Source organism: Thermococcus aggregans, from assembly GCF_024022995.1.
In the GTDB taxonomy this organism is placed as follows: domain Archaea; phylum Methanobacteriota_B; class Thermococci; order Thermococcales; family Thermococcaceae; genus Thermococcus_A; species Thermococcus_A aggregans.
On record NZ_CP099582.1, the window covers coordinates 816316 to 834398 of the forward strand.

General features: G+C 43.2%; 23 protein-coding genes, 1 tRNA gene and 1 rRNA gene. 8 read left to right on the top strand and 17 right to left on the bottom strand.

Annotated features, from left to right (window positions below; all coding sequences use genetic code 11):
- The first annotated feature begins 7 nt into the window (after positions 1 to 7).
- A complete protein-coding gene (trm5b, locus tag NF865_RS04670) occupies positions 8 to 1000 on the top strand; it encodes a tRNA (guanine(37)-N1)-methyltransferase Trm5b (protein WP_253305551.1) in 993 nt (330 codons plus the stop codon).
- Here trm5b and NF865_RS04675 read toward each other — a convergent pair.
- The 10 genes from NF865_RS04675 to NF865_RS04720 form a co-directional block, all read right to left on the bottom strand.
- Positions 969 to 1676, bottom strand: coding sequence for a nucleotidyltransferase domain-containing protein (locus NF865_RS04675; RefSeq protein WP_253305410.1), 708 nt, complete (start codon positions 1674 to 1676; stop codon positions 969 to 971). The two genes, trm5b and NF865_RS04675, sit on opposite strands and share 32 nt — an antisense overlap.
- A gap of 1 nt (position 1677) precedes the next feature.
- Positions 1678 to 2142, bottom strand: a complete 465-nt coding sequence (locus tag NF865_RS04680; RefSeq protein ID WP_253305411.1) for a DUF192 domain-containing protein — start codon at positions 2140 to 2142, stop codon at positions 1678 to 1680.
- A 129-nt stretch (positions 2143 to 2271) separates the two neighbouring features.
- A complete protein-coding gene (locus tag NF865_RS04685; protein ID WP_253305412.1) occupies positions 2272 to 2832 on the bottom strand; it encodes a 2-oxoacid:ferredoxin oxidoreductase subunit gamma in 561 nt (186 codons plus the stop codon).
- On the bottom strand, positions 2829 to 3674 hold the full coding sequence (locus NF865_RS04690) for a 2-oxoacid:ferredoxin oxidoreductase subunit beta (protein WP_253305413.1): 846 nt from the start codon (positions 3672 to 3674) through the stop codon (positions 2829 to 2831). The genes NF865_RS04685 and NF865_RS04690 overlap by 4 nt, the downstream gene beginning before the upstream one ends.
- 5 nt (positions 3675 to 3679) lie before the next feature.
- Complete coding sequence (locus NF865_RS04695) at positions 3680 to 4837, bottom strand: 2-oxoacid:acceptor oxidoreductase subunit alpha (RefSeq protein WP_253305414.1); 1158 nt, start codon at positions 4835 to 4837, stop codon at positions 3680 to 3682.
- Positions 4834 to 5346, bottom strand: a complete 513-nt coding sequence (locus NF865_RS04700; protein ID WP_253305415.1) for a 2-oxoacid:ferredoxin oxidoreductase subunit gamma — start codon at positions 5344 to 5346, stop codon at positions 4834 to 4836. Before NF865_RS04700 ends, NF865_RS04695 begins: the two co-directional genes overlap by 4 nt.
- Positions 5336 to 6199, bottom strand: coding sequence for a 2-oxoacid:ferredoxin oxidoreductase subunit beta (locus NF865_RS04705; protein WP_253305416.1), 864 nt, complete (start codon positions 6197 to 6199; stop codon positions 5336 to 5338). Before NF865_RS04705 ends, NF865_RS04700 begins: the two co-directional genes overlap by 11 nt.
- A 55-nt stretch (positions 6200 to 6254) precedes the next feature.
- Positions 6255 to 7472, bottom strand: a complete 1218-nt coding sequence (locus NF865_RS04710; protein ID WP_253305417.1) for a 2-oxoacid:acceptor oxidoreductase subunit alpha — start codon at positions 7470 to 7472, stop codon at positions 6255 to 6257.
- Between the two features lie 4 nt (positions 7473 to 7476).
- Positions 7477 to 7734 carry a 2-oxoglutarate ferredoxin oxidoreductase subunit delta gene (locus NF865_RS04715; RefSeq protein WP_253305418.1) on the bottom strand — a complete coding sequence of 86 codons (258 nt, stop codon included), beginning with the start codon at positions 7732 to 7734 and terminating at the stop codon, positions 7477 to 7479.
- 220 nt (positions 7735 to 7954) lie between these two features.
- Positions 7955 to 8926 (bottom strand): archaeosine biosynthesis radical SAM protein RaSEA, encoded by a 972-nt coding sequence (locus NF865_RS04720; RefSeq protein WP_253305419.1) that lies wholly within the window; start codon positions 8924 to 8926, stop codon positions 7955 to 7957.
- 92 nt (positions 8927 to 9018) lie between these two features.
- Between NF865_RS04720 and NF865_RS04725 the strand changes: the two genes are divergently transcribed.
- Together NF865_RS04725 and surE are read left to right on the top strand one after the other, a co-directional pair.
- Positions 9019 to 9585 (top strand): DUF996 domain-containing protein, encoded by a 567-nt coding sequence (locus NF865_RS04725; RefSeq protein WP_253305420.1) that lies wholly within the window; start codon positions 9019 to 9021, stop codon positions 9583 to 9585.
- Between the two features lies 1 nt (position 9586).
- Positions 9587 to 10372: a 5'/3'-nucleotidase SurE gene (gene surE, locus NF865_RS04730; RefSeq protein WP_253305421.1), complete on the top strand. Its 786-nt coding sequence runs from the start codon at positions 9587 to 9589 to the stop codon at positions 10370 to 10372.
- Positions 10373 to 10390: 18 nt separating this feature from the next.
- On the opposite strand, the gene NF865_RS04735 is transcribed toward surE, so the two are convergent.
- Positions 10391 to 10468: transfer RNA gene (locus tag NF865_RS04735), tRNA-Asp, on the bottom strand.
- An 8-nt stretch (positions 10469 to 10476) separates the two neighbouring features.
- A 5S ribosomal RNA gene (gene rrf, locus NF865_RS04740) occupies positions 10477 to 10598 on the bottom strand.
- Positions 10599 to 10782: 184 nt separating this feature from the next.
- Here rrf and NF865_RS04745 point away from each other — a divergent pair.
- From NF865_RS04745 to NF865_RS04760, 4 genes are all read left to right on the top strand, one after another.
- Positions 10783 to 11985, top strand: a complete 1203-nt coding sequence (locus NF865_RS04745) for a D-glucuronyl C5-epimerase family protein (RefSeq protein ID WP_253305422.1) — start codon at positions 10783 to 10785, stop codon at positions 11983 to 11985.
- A gap of 165 nt (positions 11986 to 12150) precedes the next feature.
- The gene (gene hhpR, locus NF865_RS04750; RefSeq protein WP_253305423.1) at positions 12151 to 12999 is read left to right on the top strand and encodes a CBS domain-containing high hydrostatic pressure regulator HhpR; all 849 of its coding nucleotides are present in this window, start codon (positions 12151 to 12153) and stop codon (positions 12997 to 12999) included.
- Entirely contained in the window at positions 12996 to 14006 is a 1011-nt protein-coding gene (locus NF865_RS04755) for a homoserine dehydrogenase (RefSeq protein ID WP_253305424.1), read from the top strand. Before hhpR ends, NF865_RS04755 begins: the two co-directional genes overlap by 4 nt.
- A 32-nt stretch (positions 14007 to 14038) precedes the next feature.
- On the top strand, positions 14039 to 14566 hold the full coding sequence (locus NF865_RS04760; RefSeq protein ID WP_253305425.1) for an ASCH domain-containing protein: 528 nt from the start codon (positions 14039 to 14041) through the stop codon (positions 14564 to 14566).
- A gap of 7 nt (positions 14567 to 14573) precedes the next feature.
- Here NF865_RS04760 and NF865_RS04765 read toward each other — a convergent pair whose 3' ends face one another.
- On the bottom strand, positions 14574 to 15179 hold the full coding sequence (locus NF865_RS04765) for a ZPR1 zinc finger domain-containing protein (protein ID WP_253305426.1): 606 nt from the start codon (positions 15177 to 15179) through the stop codon (positions 14574 to 14576).
- Positions 15180 to 15240: 61 nt separating this feature from the next.
- Positions 15241 to 15639 (bottom strand): cell division protein SepF, encoded by a 399-nt coding sequence (locus NF865_RS04770; protein WP_253305427.1) that lies wholly within the window; start codon positions 15637 to 15639, stop codon positions 15241 to 15243.
- A 420-nt stretch (positions 15640 to 16059) separates the two neighbouring features.
- Here NF865_RS04770 and hpkA point away from each other — a divergent pair, with 420 nt between their 5' ends.
- Positions 16060 to 16263: an archaeal histone HpkA gene (gene hpkA, locus NF865_RS04775; RefSeq protein WP_253305428.1), complete on the top strand. Its 204-nt coding sequence runs from the start codon at positions 16060 to 16062 to the stop codon at positions 16261 to 16263.
- Positions 16264 to 16291: 28 nt separating this feature from the next.
- Here hpkA and NF865_RS04780 read toward each other — a convergent pair whose 3' ends face one another.
- From NF865_RS04780 to NF865_RS04790, 3 genes are read right to left on the bottom strand one after another with little or no spacing between them, the layout of a single operon-like run.
- Entirely contained in the window at positions 16292 to 16807 is a 516-nt protein-coding gene (locus NF865_RS04780; RefSeq protein WP_253305429.1) for a metallophosphoesterase, read from the bottom strand.
- 16 nt (positions 16808 to 16823) lie between these two features.
- Positions 16824 to 17744, bottom strand: a complete 921-nt coding sequence (locus NF865_RS04785; protein ID WP_253305430.1) for a transcription initiation factor IIB — start codon at positions 17742 to 17744, stop codon at positions 16824 to 16826.
- A 6-nt stretch (positions 17745 to 17750) separates the two neighbouring features.
- Positions 17751 to 18074 carry a Gar1/Naf1 family protein gene (locus tag NF865_RS04790; RefSeq protein WP_253305431.1) on the bottom strand — a complete coding sequence of 108 codons (324 nt, stop codon included), beginning with the start codon at positions 18072 to 18074 and terminating at the stop codon, positions 17751 to 17753.
- Positions 18075 to 18083 lie beyond the last annotated feature (9 nt).

Sequence of the window (18083 nt, forward strand, 5' to 3'; positions counted from 1 at the left end):
TATGAAGATGCTAGGGGTCAAAGTTCCAAGAAGGGATGCTGAAAAAGTCAGAAAAAAGCTCATTGAACTTGGCATACTGGCTACTGATTTAAGGGTCAAGCACAATGGAGAATTCGTAATATTCCCGGTGAAAGAAAAAGTTGAAGGTTTTGAAATTGTTGAAGAGACCTTTGAAAGAGCCAAAAGACGGCCCCATAGTTATAGAGAAGTCGTTGATATTCCATCCGAACTCAGACCTCTTCTTCCATCGTCCTTTGATATAATAGGGGATATAGCCATAATAGAGCTCCCGGAGGAACTCATACCATATGGGAAGAACATCGGAGAAGCAATATTGAAAGCACACAAGCATATAAAAACCGTATTCGCCAAGAGAAGCAAAGTTTCAGGGGAATACAGAGTAAGGGAGCTCATTCACCTCGCTGGTGAAAAAAGAACAGAGACAATCCACAGAGAAAATGGAATAAGGCTAAAACTCGATGTTGCGAAGGTTTACTTTTCACCAAGGCTGGCAACTGAAAGAATGAGAGTTTTCAAGAAAGCTAAAGAAGGAGAGGTTGTTTTTGACATGTTTGCTGGGGTTGGGCCATATTCAATCCTCTTGGCAAAGAAAGTGAAGACAGTCTTTGCATGCGACATAAATCCGTGGGCTATAAAATACTTAGAAGAAAATAAGAAGCTGAACAAAGTTGAAAACATTGTCCCGATTCTCGGAGATGTGAGGAAAGTAGCTGGCCAAATAAAGGCAGACAGAGTGATAATGAACCTCCCAAAGTTTGCCCACGAATTCCTAAAGGAAGCAATGATAAGCGTTAAAACGGGGGGAGTTGTCCACTACTACGGATTTTCGCACGAAAACAACCTCTTTGATGAGCACCTGAAAAAGATAAAGGAAGTAGCCAAAGAACTGGGGAGGGACATCAAGGTTCTCGAAAAAAGAAAAGTAAGACCATACGCTCCGTATCAGTTCAACATTGCAATTGACTTTGTTGTGTTTTGAGTTCAAGTCTTTTCAAAATTTTGTTGCACCGTGTAGCAATGAAGCTTCTCAGAAACTCTTCATCAAACGACATGTTCCTCTTGTTAAGGTAAGAGGTATAGATAGAAAGCGCATCTTCATCTTTAATTTTTTGAAGCACCTCAAGGATATCTTCCTTTTTTAGAGTTTTCGCACCATTAAGGAGAGCGAGCAGTCTAGCAACTTCTCCTGCAGTTATATGAAGCATTTTTAGGTTCCCCCTATTTACATCGCTTAGCTTGAGGAGTCTCGTAACTCTCCATTTGATAAGCTCCTCGAATTTATATTTGGGGAGAATTTCCGTTATGTCTTCTCCATAGATGACCACATGATTTTTCAAGAAATCCTCCTGATAAACTGTTAAAAATTTGAAGGGGACTCCCTTGTTGAGTGGGTCATCCAGATTCTCAAGAAACTCCCATGCTAAGTCAACTTCGACAGCACCCGTATTTTTGGTACAATCTTCCAAAATTCTTCTCAAAGAGGATAGAATCTCATCATTGCCTTTCAAGACGGCGAAAAAGTCAATGTCGCTCACTCCTTCGATAAAATCTCCTCTCACGGCTGATCCATAGAGAATCAGAGAATATAACTCACTCATAAGCTCGGGATCCCCTTTGATTTTGTTTTTTATGCAGTTAATAATTGTTTTTTCCATATTATTCCCCCTTGAGCTTTGGTTTGGGTTCTGCAAGGCTTATCGTGCTGTTTGAGCTCTTTATATTTAGCTTGTTTAGGGCCTCAACGGGAGAGGGAATCGCTTTTTTATCCTCTTCAACTTCCCAGTCAATTTCATCCCCGATTTCGACCCTCAGATGATCGATCACACCTAAAGGAGCTTCAATTATGTATCTAGCACTTTCCTTCGGCACGTAAATTCTCCACGGGTGAGCCCTTTTTAGATCAACGACCTCTCTGGAAGAATTCAGAAAGATGACGTCTATGCTCTGAAGCATGAAAAACATGTGAATTGAGGCGTTAATTCTCGTTTCCCTGGGTAAGATAAACACAAGAGCATAATCTATGGTGGGTTTTAGCATTAACCCCCTAAATCTCTTAAAGAAAGTATCCGCAACCTTGACCCTTCCATTCCAGGTTCTGCTTTTCGTTTTGTTTATCAACATACCAAGAAAAGTTACGGGCTTCTATAAATAAGTATTGCCATTTTTGGATTTGGTATAACAGATACAGTAAAATTGCATTCCAGCTTGAATTTTAGTGTTTAAAAACAATAAAGAAAGGAATGAATGGAGTCAAATCTCTCCCTTGAGGAGCTTTTCGCCGAGTTCAAATCCCTTTTTAAGGGCTTTTAGGTTTATGTTCTCCGTTCCTTTAGGAACCGAATCAAGGACAGCCTTTTCTATTGAATCCTCACTCACAATGCCTGTAAGCTTAACCAATAGCCCGAGAGTTAGGATGTTCATCGTTAAGCTAAGCCCCGTGGTTTCTTCCGCTATCTCCGTTAGAGGAACTGCAAAAACCTTGAAGTTTTTCTCAAGCTCCTCGTTCCTCTTAGGAACTAAATCTTTTTCGACTATAACAAGACCGCCATTTTTCACGAGGGGGAGGTACTTCTCATAAGCCTGCTGGGAGAGCAAAACTGCATAATCTGGAGCTAATGCCTTGGGATAGTCTATGGGCTCATCACTTATGACAACTTCAGCCCTGCTGGCTCCTCCTCTCGATTCCGGCCCATAGGCTTGAGTCTGAACCGCGTGAAGGCCCTCGTAAACAGCTGCTGCCCTTCCAAGAATGACGCTCGCTAAGATAACACCCTGACCACCAAAGCCACCTATTAGGACTTCTTTCCTCATTCTTCCCACCCCATCATTTTCTTTGCCCTCTTCTTGTATGCTTCGTATTCTTCTACTAAGCTCGGCCTATCCCGGTCGACAAATTCTCCAATGACGATTTTGCCCTCAAGCTCTTCTGGAGACATGTTCTTGGCCTTGCTTATGGGTACGGTAATCTTCTGGTACCATCTTATAATCTCGGGACTAGTTTTAAGCCGGTTCCTTCTTCCAAAGCTTATCGGACAAGGAGACAAGAACTCCACCAGGCTGAAGCCCCTCTTCTGCAGAGCTTTCTTTATGCTGTTTATGCCTTGGAGGTAATTAAAGACGCTCCACCTTGCAACGTAGTTTGCTCCAGCGGCAACTGCCAACTCAGCAATGTCAAATGGATTTTCGAAGCTTCCGTATGGGGCAGTTGTCCCCTTAAGCCCCTTGGGTGTTGTCGGGGCAACTTGGCCACCAGTCATCCCGTACGTGAAGTTGTTGATGAGAATTACTGTGACGTCAAGGTTTCTCCTTATGGCATGGATTAAATGGTTCCCTCCTATAGCAGCAGCGTCACCGTCGCCCATGAAAGCTATTATCTTGAGATTCGGGTTTGCCATTTTGATTCCAGTTGCAAAAGCCAATGCCCTCCCGTGTGTCGTGTGAAGACCATCAAAGTTTACGTAACCGGGAACCCTCGAAGAGCACCCTATACCGCTTACCCACACTATTTCGTCTTGGGTTAAGCCGAGATCATCAATGGCTCTAAGGGTATACTGTAAGACCGCCCCGATTCCACATCCGGGGCAGAATATCGTAGGGAGCATATCTTTCCTAAGGTATTTGTCCCTAATTTCATAGCTGGGTTTTAGATACATGCCGCTCACCTCAAATCATTCTTAATCCTCTCCACTATCTCTCCGGGGGTGTGAACTTCGCCGCCTATCTTGCTTATGAGATCAACTTCGGCCTTTCCATTGGCGCCCTCCTTGATGAGGTGATATACTTGTCCAAGGTTCATCTCTGCTACATACATTCTTTCTGCATTTTCTGCGATTTTTTCTATAAGTTCGAAGTCGAAAGGCCAGACGACATTAAGCTTGAGCAGTCCAGCTTTTATCCCCTCCTTGCGGAGTTCTTTTACAGCTCTCATAGCAGATCTCGCCACAATTCCAAAGCTTACCAGGACTATTTCTGCATCATCCAGTTCGTAAGTTTCGTAATCAAAGATATCCTTCTTGTTGTTCTCTATCTTGGCAACTATGCGCTTTATGAGCCTTTCATGAACCTCGGCATCAACTGTTCTAGGCCTTCCTCTTTCGTCATGCGTTAAGCCGGTAACATATGTTCTGTATCCTTTCCCAAAGATTGGCATTGGAGGAACTAGGTCACCGTGAACGTCTCCAAATGGGTATTTCGCTTCTTCATCATTAACCGGAAGCTTCCTATAAACAAGCTCAAGCTCATCTGGATGTGGAGCGTAGACTCTCTCCCTCATATGTCCCACTTCAGCATCAGTAAGAAGTATAACTGGAGTTCTGTACTTTTCCGCAAGGTTAAACGCCCTTATTGTCATGTCAAAGGCCTCTTGAACCGTTGCTGGGGTTAGAACTATCAAGCTGTGATCGCCATGAGTGCCCCATATAGCCTGCATTGCATCTCCCTGAGCTGCCAGAGTAGGTTGGCCTGTTGAAGGACCGCTTCTTTGGACATTTACTAAAACCAAAGGAGTTTCCGTCATTATGGCGTATCCAAGGTTCTCCATCATCAAACTAAAGCCTGGGCCAGAAGTTGCGGTCATTGCCTTGGCACCGGTCCAAGAAGCACCTATTACTGCAGCCAAACTTGCTATTTCGTCTTCCATTTGGATTGAAACTCCATCAACAAGGGGCATGTAAAGGGACATTGCCTCAAAAATTTCGCTTGCAGGTGTTATTGGATAGCCAGCATAAAATCTGCAGCCAGCCAAGATAGCAGCCCTTGCTATAGCTTCATCTCCTTGAATGAAATCGACTTGACCTACAGGAAACGGATATTTCATTTCAATCCCTCCTCATAACCTATCCTAAAAGCCTTCAGGTTTATCTCCTCAGTCCCTTTGGGAACCCTTCTCCTTATGGCCTTCTCAACGCTCTCTTTCTTCACGATGTTTGTTTTTGCAACCAAATATCCAAGAGCAACCATGTTAACTGTCAAAGCCAGGCCCGTTTTTTCTTCGGCAAGTCTCGTAAACGGTGCCCCTATATACTCCCTATCGGGTTTCACGAGGTCAGTGTCAATTATCAAAAGCCCACCCTCGCGAAGAGAGTCTTTTGTAGAGTCGTAGCCAAGTTGAGCAAGGGCAACAAGGACATCAGCTTTTGTGACAATTAAATCGTAGATTGGCTCCTTTGAAATTATAAGATCAGCTATTGAATGTCCTCCCCTGCTCTGAGAACCGTAATCTTGGGTTTGGACAACGTTAAGCCCCTCTATAGCAGCTGCTTCTCCAAGAATTATTCCCGCAAGAACAACCCCCTGTCCTCCAATGCCAGCTAACCTAATCTGCATCTTCCCCACCCAAGGCGTAGTGTTGGGCAACTTCATCAATAAGCTTGTTAAGCTCCTCGGCAAACTCTGGCTTCTCCCTATTCACGAATTCTCCAATGATAATCTTGCCTTCAAGCTCTTCTGGGGACATGTTCTTAGCTTTGCTGAGAGGTACTGAATTCTTTGAAAACCAGCGGAGCATTTCAGCTGGAGTCTTCATCTTGTTTCTCCTTCCGAATTGCACGGGACATTGAGAAACAACTTCCACAAGTGAGAACCCTTTAACGCTCAATGCTTTCTTTATGCTCTCTATGAGCTGATAAACGTGAAATGTAGTCCATCTGGCAACGTAGGAAGCTCCAGCAGAGGCAACGGTTTCAGAGATGTTCAATGGATGTTCAATGTTTCTATAAGGCGTTGTGGTTGTAATTGCACCAAAAGGAGTCGTAGGAGCTACTTGCCCGCCGGTCATTCCGTATATAAAGTTGTTAACCAGAATCACTGTGATGTCGATGTTTCTTCTTGCGGCATGGATAAGATGATTCCCCCCAATTCCAGCCAGATCTCCATCTCCACTTATGACAACTACTTTCTTATCCGGTAAGCCGACCTTAACACCCGTTGCAAACGCTATTGCCCTCCCATGGGTGGTGTGAAGTGTATCTGCTAGAAAGTAAGGTGAAGCTATCCACGCTGAACATCCTATCCCACTCACAACAACTAAGTCACGCGGGTCTATTTTCAGCTGATCTATGGCGTTTGCAAAGGCATTTAACACAGTCCCGCCGCCACACCCGGGACAAAGTGCAGTTGGAAGCGCCTCCTTTCGGAGGTACTTAGCCATCTTATACTTCGTGTAAATCTGTTTTGCCATACACATCACCTTTAAATATCCAACCACGTCAACTTTAATCAGCGATGATGAATATCTAATCCGCCGAACGATGACGAGAACGCTCGGCTGAGCTTTCTATTTCTTTTAAAATCTCCTCCACTGTCAATGGAACTCCGCCTATCTTGTTCACACCGATGAGTGGTACTTCATCCCTTACAAAGCGTTGGACTTCGAGTATCATCTGACCAAGGTTCATTTCAGGCACGAGAATTACGTGGGCATTCTTAGAGAGTTCTTTAATTCTCTTTCCTGGAAACGGATGGACTGTCTTTGGAACAATAAGCCCGGCTTTTATTCCTCTCTTCCTAGCCTCTATTACCGCTCCAAGCGATGGCCTTGCACTGACTCCCCAGCTCACAAGCAAAATCTCAGCATCATCGGTGTAGTATTCCTCCCACTTTTGAATTTCTTTTTCATGAACTTCTATCTTTTTATGGAGCCTCCTAACCAAGCGGTCGTGAACTTCTGGTGTGTAAACATCTCTCAAACCGTTTTCTTTGTGTGTAGAGCCGGTAACGTGAGTAAAGTAGCCGTTGCCAAAGAGGGGCATCGGAGGTATTAAGTCGCCATGAACGTCTCCAAATGGGTATTTCGCTTCCTCTTCATTGGCCGGAAGCTTCCTATAAACAAGCTCAACTTCTTCCGGATCTGGAATTCTTATCTGTTCTCTCGTATGCCCTATTATTCCATCGGCAAGAAGAATCACTGGTATTCTAAATTTTTCACTCAAGTTGAAGGCTCTTATAGTTTCCCAGAAGCTGTCTTCTACACTCGTTGGGGAGATTGCAATTATCGGATGATCGCCATGGGTTCCCCATCTTGCTTGGAAGAAATCCCCTTGGGCACCTTTTGTAGCTTGACCAGTTGATGGACCGCTTCTTTGAACATCAACCAAAACCAGAGGAGTTTCTGTCATTATCGCATACCCGAGGTTTTCCTGCATCAAGCTAAAACCTGGACCAGATGTGGCAGTCATGCTCTTAAGTCCAGTCCAAGATGCTCCAACAACGGCAGCAAGGCTCCCTATCTCGTCCTCCATCTGAATGTAATATCCTTTAAGCTTTGGAAGCTCCCTCGCCATTGTTTCGGCAATTTCGCTTGCAGGTGTTATTGGATAGCCAGCATAAAATCTGCAGCCAGCGAAAAGAGCGCCATAAGCTATGGCTTCATCGCCCTGCATGAAGTAGTTTCCCTCTGGATAAAGCTTTCTTAAGAGCCCTATTTGTTCGGGCTCGTCCCCGCGGATTATCATCTTATCACCACTTGACCGCTATTGCAAAATCCGGGCAGAGGAGCTCACAAAGCTTACACTTTACGCACTTGTCAGCATGCACTGGAATCGGGTAATGGACGCCTTTTTCACTAAGTTCCCTACTCCACTCGAAAACCTTCCTTGGGCACAGTTCAACACAAATGCCGCATCCTTTGCACAGGAAAGTGTCCACGCTTATCTCAACTGTTTCAGTTTTTCCGATGACCAGATAGTTATCTTTTTTGACTTCTACGTCTGCCATAATCATCACCTACGATCTGCTAACTGTTTTTACGTATGTAAAGCATTTAAAGTTTTCGAAAATTTTCTCATCTATGAAGAAGCTTGATCCGTAGGTTGCTTTTTTTGAGCAAATATCTAACAAACGTGCCTCTATTGTACAGAAATAAACATTAAATGCTTCCCCTTATTTTAGAGTTTTTGAATGTATGATTTACATTTGTAAAAATTTGTAAAAATGCTCACCAAAGTTGAAGCTGCCAGTCAAGTATCCCCTCAGAAACTATGTAATCCCATTCCCCCAAGCAGTCATGCTTAACTTTCTTGAGAAATTCTAGATTTTGTGTGTTTGAGAATTCTCTAATTGCTCTGGCAACAGCCTTGTCACATTCACCACAGTTGTGAGGCCCTCTTTTTGATCCAGCACCAACGGGATCGCTCAATATCCTCTTCTCTGGAAAGTTTTCCTTTGCCCACTTTAGGATTTCAACAACACTCCAAAGCCAAGGTGTTCTGTACTCCCCCTTTTCCCACAACCGCTCATAGGTCGTTCCCTTCTGAATGTTGGTCACGTTTATGGAAAACGTATCCGTGTAAGGGGCAGCTTTTTTTATGCTCTCCTTTACATCTTCAATGGCATCCCTCTCGCTCAAAAAAATCGGCTTAAAGAGCAAATATGTCTTAACGTTAGCTCCAGCCTCCTTAATTATCTCACTGGCTCGAATAAAATCTTCAAACGTGTTCCCCTTATTTATGCTTATGTCTGCAACGTCGTCATTTGCCGTCTCCAGACCTATGGCTACTTCGAAATATTTTCCCTCAATAATTTCAACGAGCTCTTTGACTGCATCTCTTCTCACGAGCTCCGACCTGCTCTCAACGACTATCTCCTCAACGTTATCCATCTCCGCAAGTATCGAAAAGATTCTCTTTCTGGTCTCGCTTTTTAGCTCGCCGTCATCAAAGAAACTCCCAGATGTGAAAATCCTAACCGCTATTGGGTCTTTTTTATTCTCAATTTTTTTGAGAGCTTTCTTAAAGTACTCTATAAGCTCTTCTTGACTCCAAGAGGCTTTGGGGGCTTCCATAGGATAGGAACACATGTAACATGCTTCCCCGATTCTATACCTATAACATCCGATTGTAGGCAGGATAACGTAAAGAGCAGTCCCTCTTTTCCCGGCAACGTTGTCTTCGTTTGTCCAAAACGTCATTAATTCTCACCTATCAGAGCTTAGAGAAGGGCTTTTTAAGTTTGATGGAAATATTCATATACGACGAAACCAAAAAAGGTTAGGTGAAAACCATGAGCTTAAAGGAAGCCAAGAGTTATGGGAGTATAGGAGCGATACTCTCTCTTCTGGGAGGTTTTGTACCAAGGATTGGAAGTTTACTCATGATAACAGGCCTTGTAATGATACTATTTGCCGTAAAGGAGATTTCAACTGCATTTGAAAGAGAAGATATTTTCAAAAGCTACCTTGTGGCATTTATACTGCGTTTTGGAGCATTTCTTGTACTTATGATCGCTGTTTTATTTGGAATCGGGGTTGCAGTGCTTAAAGGAATGCCGCTAAGGGCTATGGATGAGGCATTCTGGGCAGTAAGACATGTAATTGGCAGTATTTTGGTGGGAGCATTCTTGGCATGGGTTCTCCTTGTTCTCGGCTCCTACTACCTCAAAAAGAGCTATGAAGCAATTGCAGCTGAAAGTGGTATTGATGTTTTTAGAACAGTGGGCTCTCTGTACTTTATAGGGGCAATCTTGATAATTGCCTTTGGACTGGGGATGCTCATAATTCTTGTTGGGAAAATATTGGAGGTAGTTGCATACCTTTCCCTTCCTGAAAAATCCGAAACTGGTGAGAAGTGATATGGTGAAGATACTCGTAACAAATGACGATGGAATCCACTCGAAGGGAATAAAAGCTGCTGTAGAGGCTCTTCAAGGATTAGGCGATGTTTACGTAGTCGCTCCAATGTTCCAGCGAAGTGCGAGTGGAAGGGCAATGACCATTCACAGACCTTTGAGAGCTAAAAGAGTAAAAATGGAAGGGACAAAAGCGGCCTATGCATTGGATGGAATGCCTGTTGACTGTGTTATCTTTGCCATGGCTAGATTTGGGAAATTCGACCTTGCGATAAGCGGCATAAACTTGGGGGAAAACATGAGTACCGAGATAACAGTTTCCGGAACTGCAAGCGCTGCAATAGAAGCTGCCACCCAAGAAATTCCAAGCATTGCCATAAGCCTGGAAGTAAGCAGAGAAAAACACAAATTGGGAGAGGGAGATGAAATAGAATTCTCTGCTGCAAAATACTTCTTAAAGAAGGTTGCAACAGCAGTTTTGGAGAACGGTCTTCCAAAAGGAGTAGATATGCTGAATGTTAACGTCCCCTGCGATGCAAATGAAAAAACGGAAATAGCCTTTACTCGCTTGGCAAAGAGAATGTACAAACCGTCAATCGAAGAGCGGATAGACCCAAAAGGTAATCCCTATTACTGGATAGTCGGAACTCAATGCCCTAAAGAGGAATTGGAACCGGGAACGGATATGTATGCAGTTAAAGTTGAAAGAAAAGTTAGCGTAACCCCAATAAACATTGACATGACGGCAAAGGTAGATTTAGATGAACTTCGGAGAGCTCTAAAGTTATAGAAACGTTAAAAGACGTTTTGGCGCCCGGGTCGGGATTTGAACCCGAGTCGCGGGAGTGACAGTCCCGCATGATGGGCCTGGCTACACCACCCGGGCATTTGAGTGGCCGGCGGCGTCCCCGGTTTCCCGCCCCCTCTCGGAGGGCAGTACACCCGGGATCGCTGGCGGGCTTAACTTCCGGGGTCGAAACGAGTCCGGGTGTGGCCCCGCCGCTATGACCGCCGTACCACTAACAACTCCCAATATTCGGTTTATAAAGTTTACGGTAGCTGAGCGATATTACCAAATTAAAGCATTCTTACCATATAACAATATAACAATTCGGAGACAATTATGATAACATATCAAACAATGCAACAACTCATAACTTATCACAAATTTTTTAATTCTCCAAGACACATTTTTAAACGGTGGGTTGTACGAGGCGCATAATTGGACTCTTTGCGGTGTTAATAATCGTTATCCCCCTTGGAGCTTGGGCTATCACACAAGTTAAACATGAATTGAATCCTACTCTAACAAATACAACTCCAGAAAGAGAATCCAGCAATTACACAAAACTGGATGACTACATGCTTCTTGCTACAAAATATCCCTTTTTGAAAGTTCTGCTATCAAAGAACAAGAACATCTCCCAAAGCTTTCCGGACGCAGGTTATACCGTTCATGTCTTCGCGAAAATAGCCCGGGAACGAGACCTAACAGATTCAGAGCTTAAGATACTTGAGATAACTTTGAAGGCAAATGAGTGCTATTTCTCCAAGAGGGAACCCCCAGAAAAGAGCTACTACGTAATCTCGTTCTCGGAAAAAAGACCTCACGAAGGAATACCCTATGTCGAATGTCCTAATTTCACGAGCAGGTTGCCCTTTGTGTACTATAAAGGAAGAGGCTTCCAGTATTATCCTGTCACGGCAACCAATTGGGCATACTTTTACTTAAAGAGAGGCATGAATGAGGACGCAGAGGCTATTCTAAAAGAGATGCTTCCCCTAATGGAGGTCGAGGAGACAAACAACTTAACAGTCGGCTTGTTCAAAGTCTACTTCTCTCCCCCTGGGGGGTCTTCATACATTCCATGGATATCCTCATTTTCTCAAGGAATGCTTGCTGGCCTTTATGCGTGGCTTTATAACGAGACAGGAAACCGTTCATACCTCCAAGTAGCTCAACTTATCTTCAACTCTTTCTATATGCCCGCAGAGGAAAAAGGTTTCGTCGAGAACACGAGCTATGGGCTCTGGTTTCTTGAGTACCCCTGCAAGCGAGACTTCCTTATACTCAACGGACATATAATAACCCTAAAGGGATTGTGGCTATATTACAACTTTACAGAAGATGAGAGAGCAGAGGAACTCTTTTGGAAAGGCGTGGAAAGCGTTGAGAAAGCTCTTCCAGACTGCGACACTGGGAGCTGGAGTCTTTATGCGGTAAACAGTTCCCCAGCACGTGAGGATTACCACCGGCTCCACATAAACCTTCTTGTCTGGCTATACGCTAAGACTGAAAGAGAAATATTTCTTGAATACGCCAAGAAATGGAATGATTACTTAAGGGAAAAGGGACTAGAAGAGGAAGATATAGAAGCACTACTTAGGCAAACGCAAAATTAACCTCTCTACAATCCCTATCTTCGTATCTATGATCACAGCATAGAGTGACCAAAAGATGCAAAAACTATGAGCAATGCGTCCTTCAGGAGTGCAATATTCAGACACTTCCTCAAGTGAAAAACTTAAATAGTGAAAAAGCTTCCTACATAAAAGCGGTGATGAAAAATGAAAGTTAAAAGCATCATGACCCCAGACCCAGTGGTAATCGAGCTTCCAGCAACCAGAAGTTATGCACTCGATCTTTTTAAAAAATATAAAGTTAGGTCTTTTCCGGTAGTAAAAAAAGGCACGAAAGAGCTTGTTGGTATAGTTAGTATAAAAAGCGTTCTTTTGCACCCTGATGAAGACCAGCTTGCAATGCTCGTTAAGAGAGATGTTCCAGTCGTGCATCCCAATGATACTTTGAAAAAAGCAGTTAAGCTAATGCTTGAACACGACTACAGGCGTGTAGTTGTAGTAGATGAACAGAATCGCGTTGTGGGTATTTTAACGGTAGGCGATATAATAAGAAGGTATCTCTCCAAGAACGAGAAAATGAAAGAGGTAGAAATTGAGCCATATTATCAAAGATATGTAAGTGTCGTGTGGAGGGGAACACCTCTAAAGGCTGCATTAAAGGCACTGCTCCTCTCAAATTCCATGGCTCTGCCTGTAATAGATGATGATGGGAACCTCATAGGCATCGTCGACGAGACAGACATTCTCAAAGATAGCGAGGTTGTAAGGGTCATGAAAAGTGCAGAGTTAGCCGCTTCCAGCGAAGAAGAGTGGATATTAGAAAGCCACCCGGTGCTTCTATTTGAAAAGGCAGAGCTTCAACTACCCAAGAAGCCAGTTGAAGAAATCATGACAACTGACCTAAAGCTCGCAACCCCCCATATGAGCGTTTATGAGGTCGCAAACATAATGACAAGGGAACACATAGAGCAGCTACCTGTAGTAAAAGGAGAAGGGGAAATAATAGGGCTGATTAGGGACATTGACATCATAAAGGTAATCGTGAAAAAGCCATGAAGGAAGTCTCCCTTTCTCTTATTGGTTTTGGTAACGTCGGAAAAGGCGTTGCAGAGGTAATCCTCAATAAGAACCAGTACTTCAAAGAGAAATATGGCCTTGATATCAAAGTAGTGAGCATTACCGATTCCACAGCCACTATATGGGATCCCGAAGGCATAGACCTAAAAGAAGCCCTAGAAATTAAGAGAAGTTTTGGTTCGCTTAAATTCTGGGGAAGCGAATATGATATCTACGATTTAAAGCCCCCCGATGTAGTTGAGGAAGTAGAGAGCGACGTAATAGTTGATGTTACCAACGATAAAAATGCAGCAGACTGGCATTTAAAAGCATTGAACAATGGAAAAGCCGTTGTAACTTCAAACAAGCCACCTGTGGTTTTTAGATATAGAGAACTTCTCGAAACGGCATATAAAAAGAACGTGCCCTATCTCTTTGAAGCTACCGTGATGGCAGGGACGCCGATAATAAGCCTCCTAAGAAATGCTCTCTTTGCTGATTCCGTAGAAAGGATTTGGGGCGTGCTTAACGGTACAACAACATTTATCTTAAACTGCATGGAAGAAGGCATGAGCTTTGAAGAAGCCCTTAAAAAAGCCCAAGAGCTCGGAATAGCCGAGAGAGATCCATCAAACGATATCGGTGGAATTGACGCTGGCTATAAAGGTGTTATTTTACACAACATAGCTTTCCATCCCTTTGATTTCAAAAAAGCTTCCATAGAGGGCATAGAGAGGATCTCAGAAAAAGAAATCCAAGAAAACATCAAAAAAGGAACTGTTACGAGGCTTGTTACCCTCGTAGAGAATGGAAAAGTAGAGGTAAGACCCATAAAATTGCCCACAAACCACCCACTTGCCGTTAAAGGCACTTCAAACGTTGCCCTAATAGAGAGCGATTTACTTGGAGAGCTTGTTATCAAGGGTGCTGGGGCAGGAGTAAAAGAGACCGCCTCTGGGGTCGTGAGTGATATAATAAGGGCATCACTGGAAACCAAACATTTATAATTCATATATGGACTTCTTGAATCGGTGAGAGCGTGAAGCATGTAATAGCTCTCCATCAAGTTTACGGAGAGTTGATATTTAGAGGGCTTAAGTATCACGAAATAAGGAAAGCTCCGGTATTTAGGGAGGGGGATACTGTTTTTCTGTACATTGCGAGAGGAGACCTAAGTGTTTTAAGGAGAACTTTAGGAAAGCTCGGCTTAACCGAGGAGCAGGTTTTGACTAAAAGGGGAAGCATAGTTGGGGGATTTGAAGTCGGAGAAGTCATCAAAGCAGATTTTGAAACACTTTGGGAGCTAACGAAGGACACAAGCGGACTTAGCTTTGTCTACGGTGAAGAGGCAGGTAAACAATGGCTCAAGCAGTACATAAAAGAATACGGCTACGCCTTTACCATAGAAAAGCCGTTTCTCTTTAGAGAGCCACTGACAAGAGAAAAAATGAAAGAGCTCTATGGAGTCCACGTTGAAGGTATAATCCACCTTTCAAGTAAGACAAGGAAGCCTTGGGTTAAGAGCCTCCTTGAAGACCTTACCACTAGAGAGGCCCGCTTTATCTAAATGTTTTTCATTCGGTTTCTTCCTCGGGGTAGTATACCACGTAAGGCCCTGTGCTGAGTTTTTTGATTTCTTCTTTTGTAAGGAGCCTGCTCTTAACTTTCTCTCCTATTAACGCACTGTTTCCAAATGGATCCATAATTTTCACTGTTAAGGGTTTTTTGCCCTCCTTGACTTCCTTGATATAAGCCAATATTTCATCAATTTTCTTTACACTTTCTTCCTCATTTTCCTGAACTTTAAAGTTCCTGGCCATCAAAAGTGTTTCTCTTGTTCTTTCGAGCACGCCCTCTATATTCGTTACAAAGCCTTGGCTAGCTGGCCCGGGTTCTATCTTAACTCCAATTTCCTCAAGCTCAATGGTGCCACTTTTACTCCTCACAACTCTCGTGAAAAGGTCTTTCTCCTCCTCTACCCTAACGGTGTAGAGTTTGGGCTCTCTCTCCTCGAGTATCATAACATCAGCATTTCTGTACCCACACTTCTCACATATTATTGTGGATTCCATTACCTTACCAAAATATGGAATTTCATGAATATGATTAAGGGCTTTTAACGTGTTCTTCCCCCCACATATTGGACAGTTGCCAAGCCTAACCTCCTGTATCTCACTCATTTCAACTCACCAAGACTAAAAAGAAGGAGGGATTTATAAAGGTAAGGTCAAAAGAAACTTTTCAACCCTTGTATATTTTAATGTCCGAAGGAGTAATGAGAATCTTAATCTCGTGTTTTGCTATTTTTGCAGTCTCCCCTCCCAATGCCTGTGTAATGCCCTTTATCTGTTCAACAACTTTAGCAAGGACATCGGGTTTTGATTCTAAAGGCGTTAAATCAGCAATAATAATGTTACCTGCTTGTATTTCTTCGGAAATCTTCTCCAAATCGCTGTAACTGGTGACAACAATCTTCTTAACATATCTAACCTCTGGCTCAACAATTGTCTTCGCTAGAACATCTTCTTCTAAAGGGACAACATCAATTTCACGTCTGATATCTTTCTTCCTTCCTCCCCCAAGTTCCTTTTTTGGTTCCTTTGTTTCCTCTTTCTTGATAATCTTGTCAAACAATCCCATACTTTTCACCCCAAAAAACATTCTTGACTAAGTTACCTTTTGGTGGTAGGTCTTTATATTTCTTATGGATAGGACTGCTAATAAGTGCCAAAGAAGTGAGGTATCAAAAAGTGAAGGTATATCTTTTATCGGCCAAAAAATTAAAACAAAGTATGTTTCCAGACGAATAATCAAAAAATTTTTGTAAGCGGTTTGGGCACATACCCCCCACCACCTGGGTAAGCCCCCAAATTTCGCTGATCATCTATAGAGAAAAACAATTTCCAAAGATGGGTCATGTAACTTCCCCCCTAAATAGTTCCCAGTTACTTATAAGAAAATTGGGGATGAAAAGGGTCAAAATGGCCGCTTTTATCGAAAGGTTTATATACCTTTAATTCAAAAAATAAGAATGAAGAATTTCCCAAGGAGGTGTTGTGAATGGCTGAGTTGCCAATTGCCCCAATTGACAGGTTGATTAGAAAGGCCGGTGCTGAGAGAGTAAGTGAAGAAGCAGCAAAGATACTCGCCGAGTACCTTGAAGAATACGCAGTTGAAATCGGAAAGAAGGCCGTTGAGTTCGCCAGACACGCAGGCAGAAAGACCGTCAAAGCCGAAGACATTAAGCTCGCTATCAAGGCTTGAAAGCCTTTTCCTTCTTTTGTCTTTTCTATTACGGATATTTCCACTGTGTTTCCCAAGGCTTGTAGATGTCAAATTTGAAGCGTTCTCCAGTCACTTTGCCAACAAGGAAAGTTGGATCGCTCATTCTTGGAACCGTTGGGGAGCCAGGGTTAAGGAGGTGTATTCTTTTTCCCATGTACTCGTAGCTTTTGTAAAAGAACCTGTGCGTATGGCCAAAAATTAGCAGATCAACTCCCATATCAAGGGCTTTGTATTTGAGGGTCTGCTCATCCATGCTAAGAAATTGATGACCGTGTATAACTCCCACTTTCAAGTCTTCAATTCCCAGAATTTTCTCTTCTGGAAAGATTGGCTTGTCGAGATTCCCTCTGGCCACAACCACAGGCGCTATTTCTCTAAGGACATCAAAAACCTCTGGAGCAGTTAAATCCCCCGCGTGGATAATCAGCTCCACTCCCTCTTTTCTAAAAACATCAAAAATTAAATCGGGAAGATAGGAAGTCTTGTCAGGATAGTGCGTATCGCTGAGTATTCCTATTTTCATATCTTCCCCCACTAGCTTAAGTGGGGATGCGTATATTAAGTTTTTCTACAAGTTCTTTATATCTGTTCCTCACTGTAACTTCAGTCACTCTCGCAACTTCTGCTACTTCCCTTTGGGTCATCTTTTCTCCTTCAAGAAGGCTCGCTATATAAATAGCAGCCGCAGCTATTCCAGTCGGTCCTTTTCCGCTTGTAAGCCCTTTTTCAATTGCCTGCTTTAATATCTTTACGGCCCTTCTTTTTGTCTTTTCATTTATTCCAAGCTGATCGCCAAAGCGCATAACGTAGTCAATGGGGCTGGTTGGCCGTAGCCGAAGATTGAGTTCCCTAGCCAGATATCTGTAACTCCGTCCAATCTCCTTTTTATCAACTTTTGAAACATCTTCTATCTCATCTAATGTTCTGGGCGCATTTGCAATCCTACACGCTGCATAAAGACATGCAGAGACCATTCCCTCTATGGATCGTCCTCTAACTAGCTTATTGATGACAGCCTTTCTGTACAAAACTGCCCCGATTTCCCTTATATTCCTAGGAAGCCCCAGCTGAGAACCCATCCTATCAAGTTCGCTCAAGGCGAATGCAAGATTTCTATCTATGGCATCGCTTATCCTCATTCTCCTCTGCCACATTCTAAGACGGTATATCTTTGCTCTAACACCCCCAGAGATATCGCTTCCATGAATGTCTTTATTTCTCCAATCTATATCTGTAGAAAGCCCCTTATCATGGAGCATTACAGTTTCCGGTGCCCCCACTCTGGAGCGCTTCTCCCTTTGTCCGGGCTCAAATGCCCTCCATTCTGGTCCCAAATCCATAATGTCTTCGTCCAAAACATATCCGCACTCGGAACAAACAATCTCGGCCCTGCTTGGATCATAGATCAAGCTCTCCGAGCCACAAACAGGGCATCTTTTAATACCCCCAAATTGAGTCAAAAATTTTCACCCCCTCTTCTGGGGGGCAGGGCGCTTCTTCTTGGCTTTTTTGCCATGTTTTTTGCCCGTTTTAGAACCTGTTTTAGAAGAGGCTTTCTTTTTCTTTCGTTCATCGATGTATAAAACCTCTCCAACATATTTCTGAGGATCTTTAACACGAGGTTTTACGGCAACATAGGGATAATTAACTGGACCAAAAACATCCTTAACAGTTCCAACGAGCTGAAGATTCTTATCTACTACAGGATCGTTTAGCATAGGTACGAAGTCTGAACGAAGTATCAAGAAACCCTGTTTGGCATAGTGAGAAACCTTGCCTAGACGCTTCATAGCCCCACC

Coding starts and splice junctions, on each gene's coding strand:
- NF865_RS04675 (WP_253305410.1), bottom strand. CDS start 1,676: ATGGAAAAAACAATTATTAACTGCATAAAAAACAAAATCAAAGGGGAT.
- hhpR (WP_253305423.1), top strand. CDS start 12,151: ATGAAAGTTAAAAGCATCATGACCCCAGACCCAGTGGTAATCGAGCTT.
- NF865_RS04680 (WP_253305411.1), bottom strand. CDS start 2,142: ATGTTGATAAACAAAACGAAAAGCAGAACCTGGAATGGAAGGGTCAAG.
- NF865_RS04700 (WP_253305415.1), bottom strand. CDS start 5,346: ATGCAGATTAGGTTAGCTGGCATTGGAGGACAGGGGGTTGTTCTTGCG.
- NF865_RS04755 (WP_253305424.1), top strand. CDS start 12,996: ATGAAGGAAGTCTCCCTTTCTCTTATTGGTTTTGGTAACGTCGGAAAA.
- hpkA (WP_253305428.1), top strand. CDS start 16,060: ATGGCTGAGTTGCCAATTGCCCCAATTGACAGGTTGATTAGAAAGGCC.
- NF865_RS04720 (WP_253305419.1), bottom strand. CDS start 8,926: ATGACGTTTTGGACAAACGAAGACAACGTTGCCGGGAAAAGAGGGACT.
- NF865_RS04725 (WP_253305420.1), top strand. CDS start 9,019: ATGAGCTTAAAGGAAGCCAAGAGTTATGGGAGTATAGGAGCGATACTC.
- NF865_RS04715 (WP_253305418.1), bottom strand. CDS start 7,734: ATGGCAGACGTAGAAGTCAAAAAAGATAACTATCTGGTCATCGGAAAA.
- NF865_RS04705 (WP_253305416.1), bottom strand. CDS start 6,199: ATGGCAAAACAGATTTACACGAAGTATAAGATGGCTAAGTACCTCCGA.
- NF865_RS04695 (WP_253305414.1), bottom strand. CDS start 4,837: ATGAAATATCCGTTTCCTGTAGGTCAAGTCGATTTCATTCAAGGAGAT.
- NF865_RS04780 (WP_253305429.1), bottom strand. CDS start 16,807: ATGAAAATAGGAATACTCAGCGATACGCACTATCCTGACAAGACTTCC.
- NF865_RS04710 (WP_253305417.1), bottom strand. CDS start 7,472: ATGATAATCCGCGGGGACGAGCCCGAACAAATAGGGCTCTTAAGAAAG.
- NF865_RS04685 (WP_253305412.1), bottom strand. CDS start 2,832: ATGAGGAAAGAAGTCCTAATAGGTGGCTTTGGTGGTCAGGGTGTTATC.
- NF865_RS04765 (WP_253305426.1), bottom strand. CDS start 15,179: ATGAGTGAGATACAGGAGGTTAGGCTTGGCAACTGTCCAATATGTGGG.
- NF865_RS04690 (WP_253305413.1), bottom strand. CDS start 3,674: ATGTATCTAAAACCCAGCTATGAAATTAGGGACAAATACCTTAGGAAA.
- NF865_RS04790 (WP_253305431.1), bottom strand. CDS start 18,074: ATGAAGCGTCTAGGCAAGGTTTCTCACTATGCCAAACAGGGTTTCTTG.
- NF865_RS04770 (WP_253305427.1), bottom strand. CDS start 15,639: ATGGGATTGTTTGACAAGATTATCAAGAAAGAGGAAACAAAGGAACCA.
- surE (WP_253305421.1), top strand. CDS start 9,587: ATGGTGAAGATACTCGTAACAAATGACGATGGAATCCACTCGAAGGGA.
- trm5b (WP_253305551.1), top strand. CDS start 8: ATGCTAGGGGTCAAAGTTCCAAGAAGGGATGCTGAAAAAGTCAGAAAA.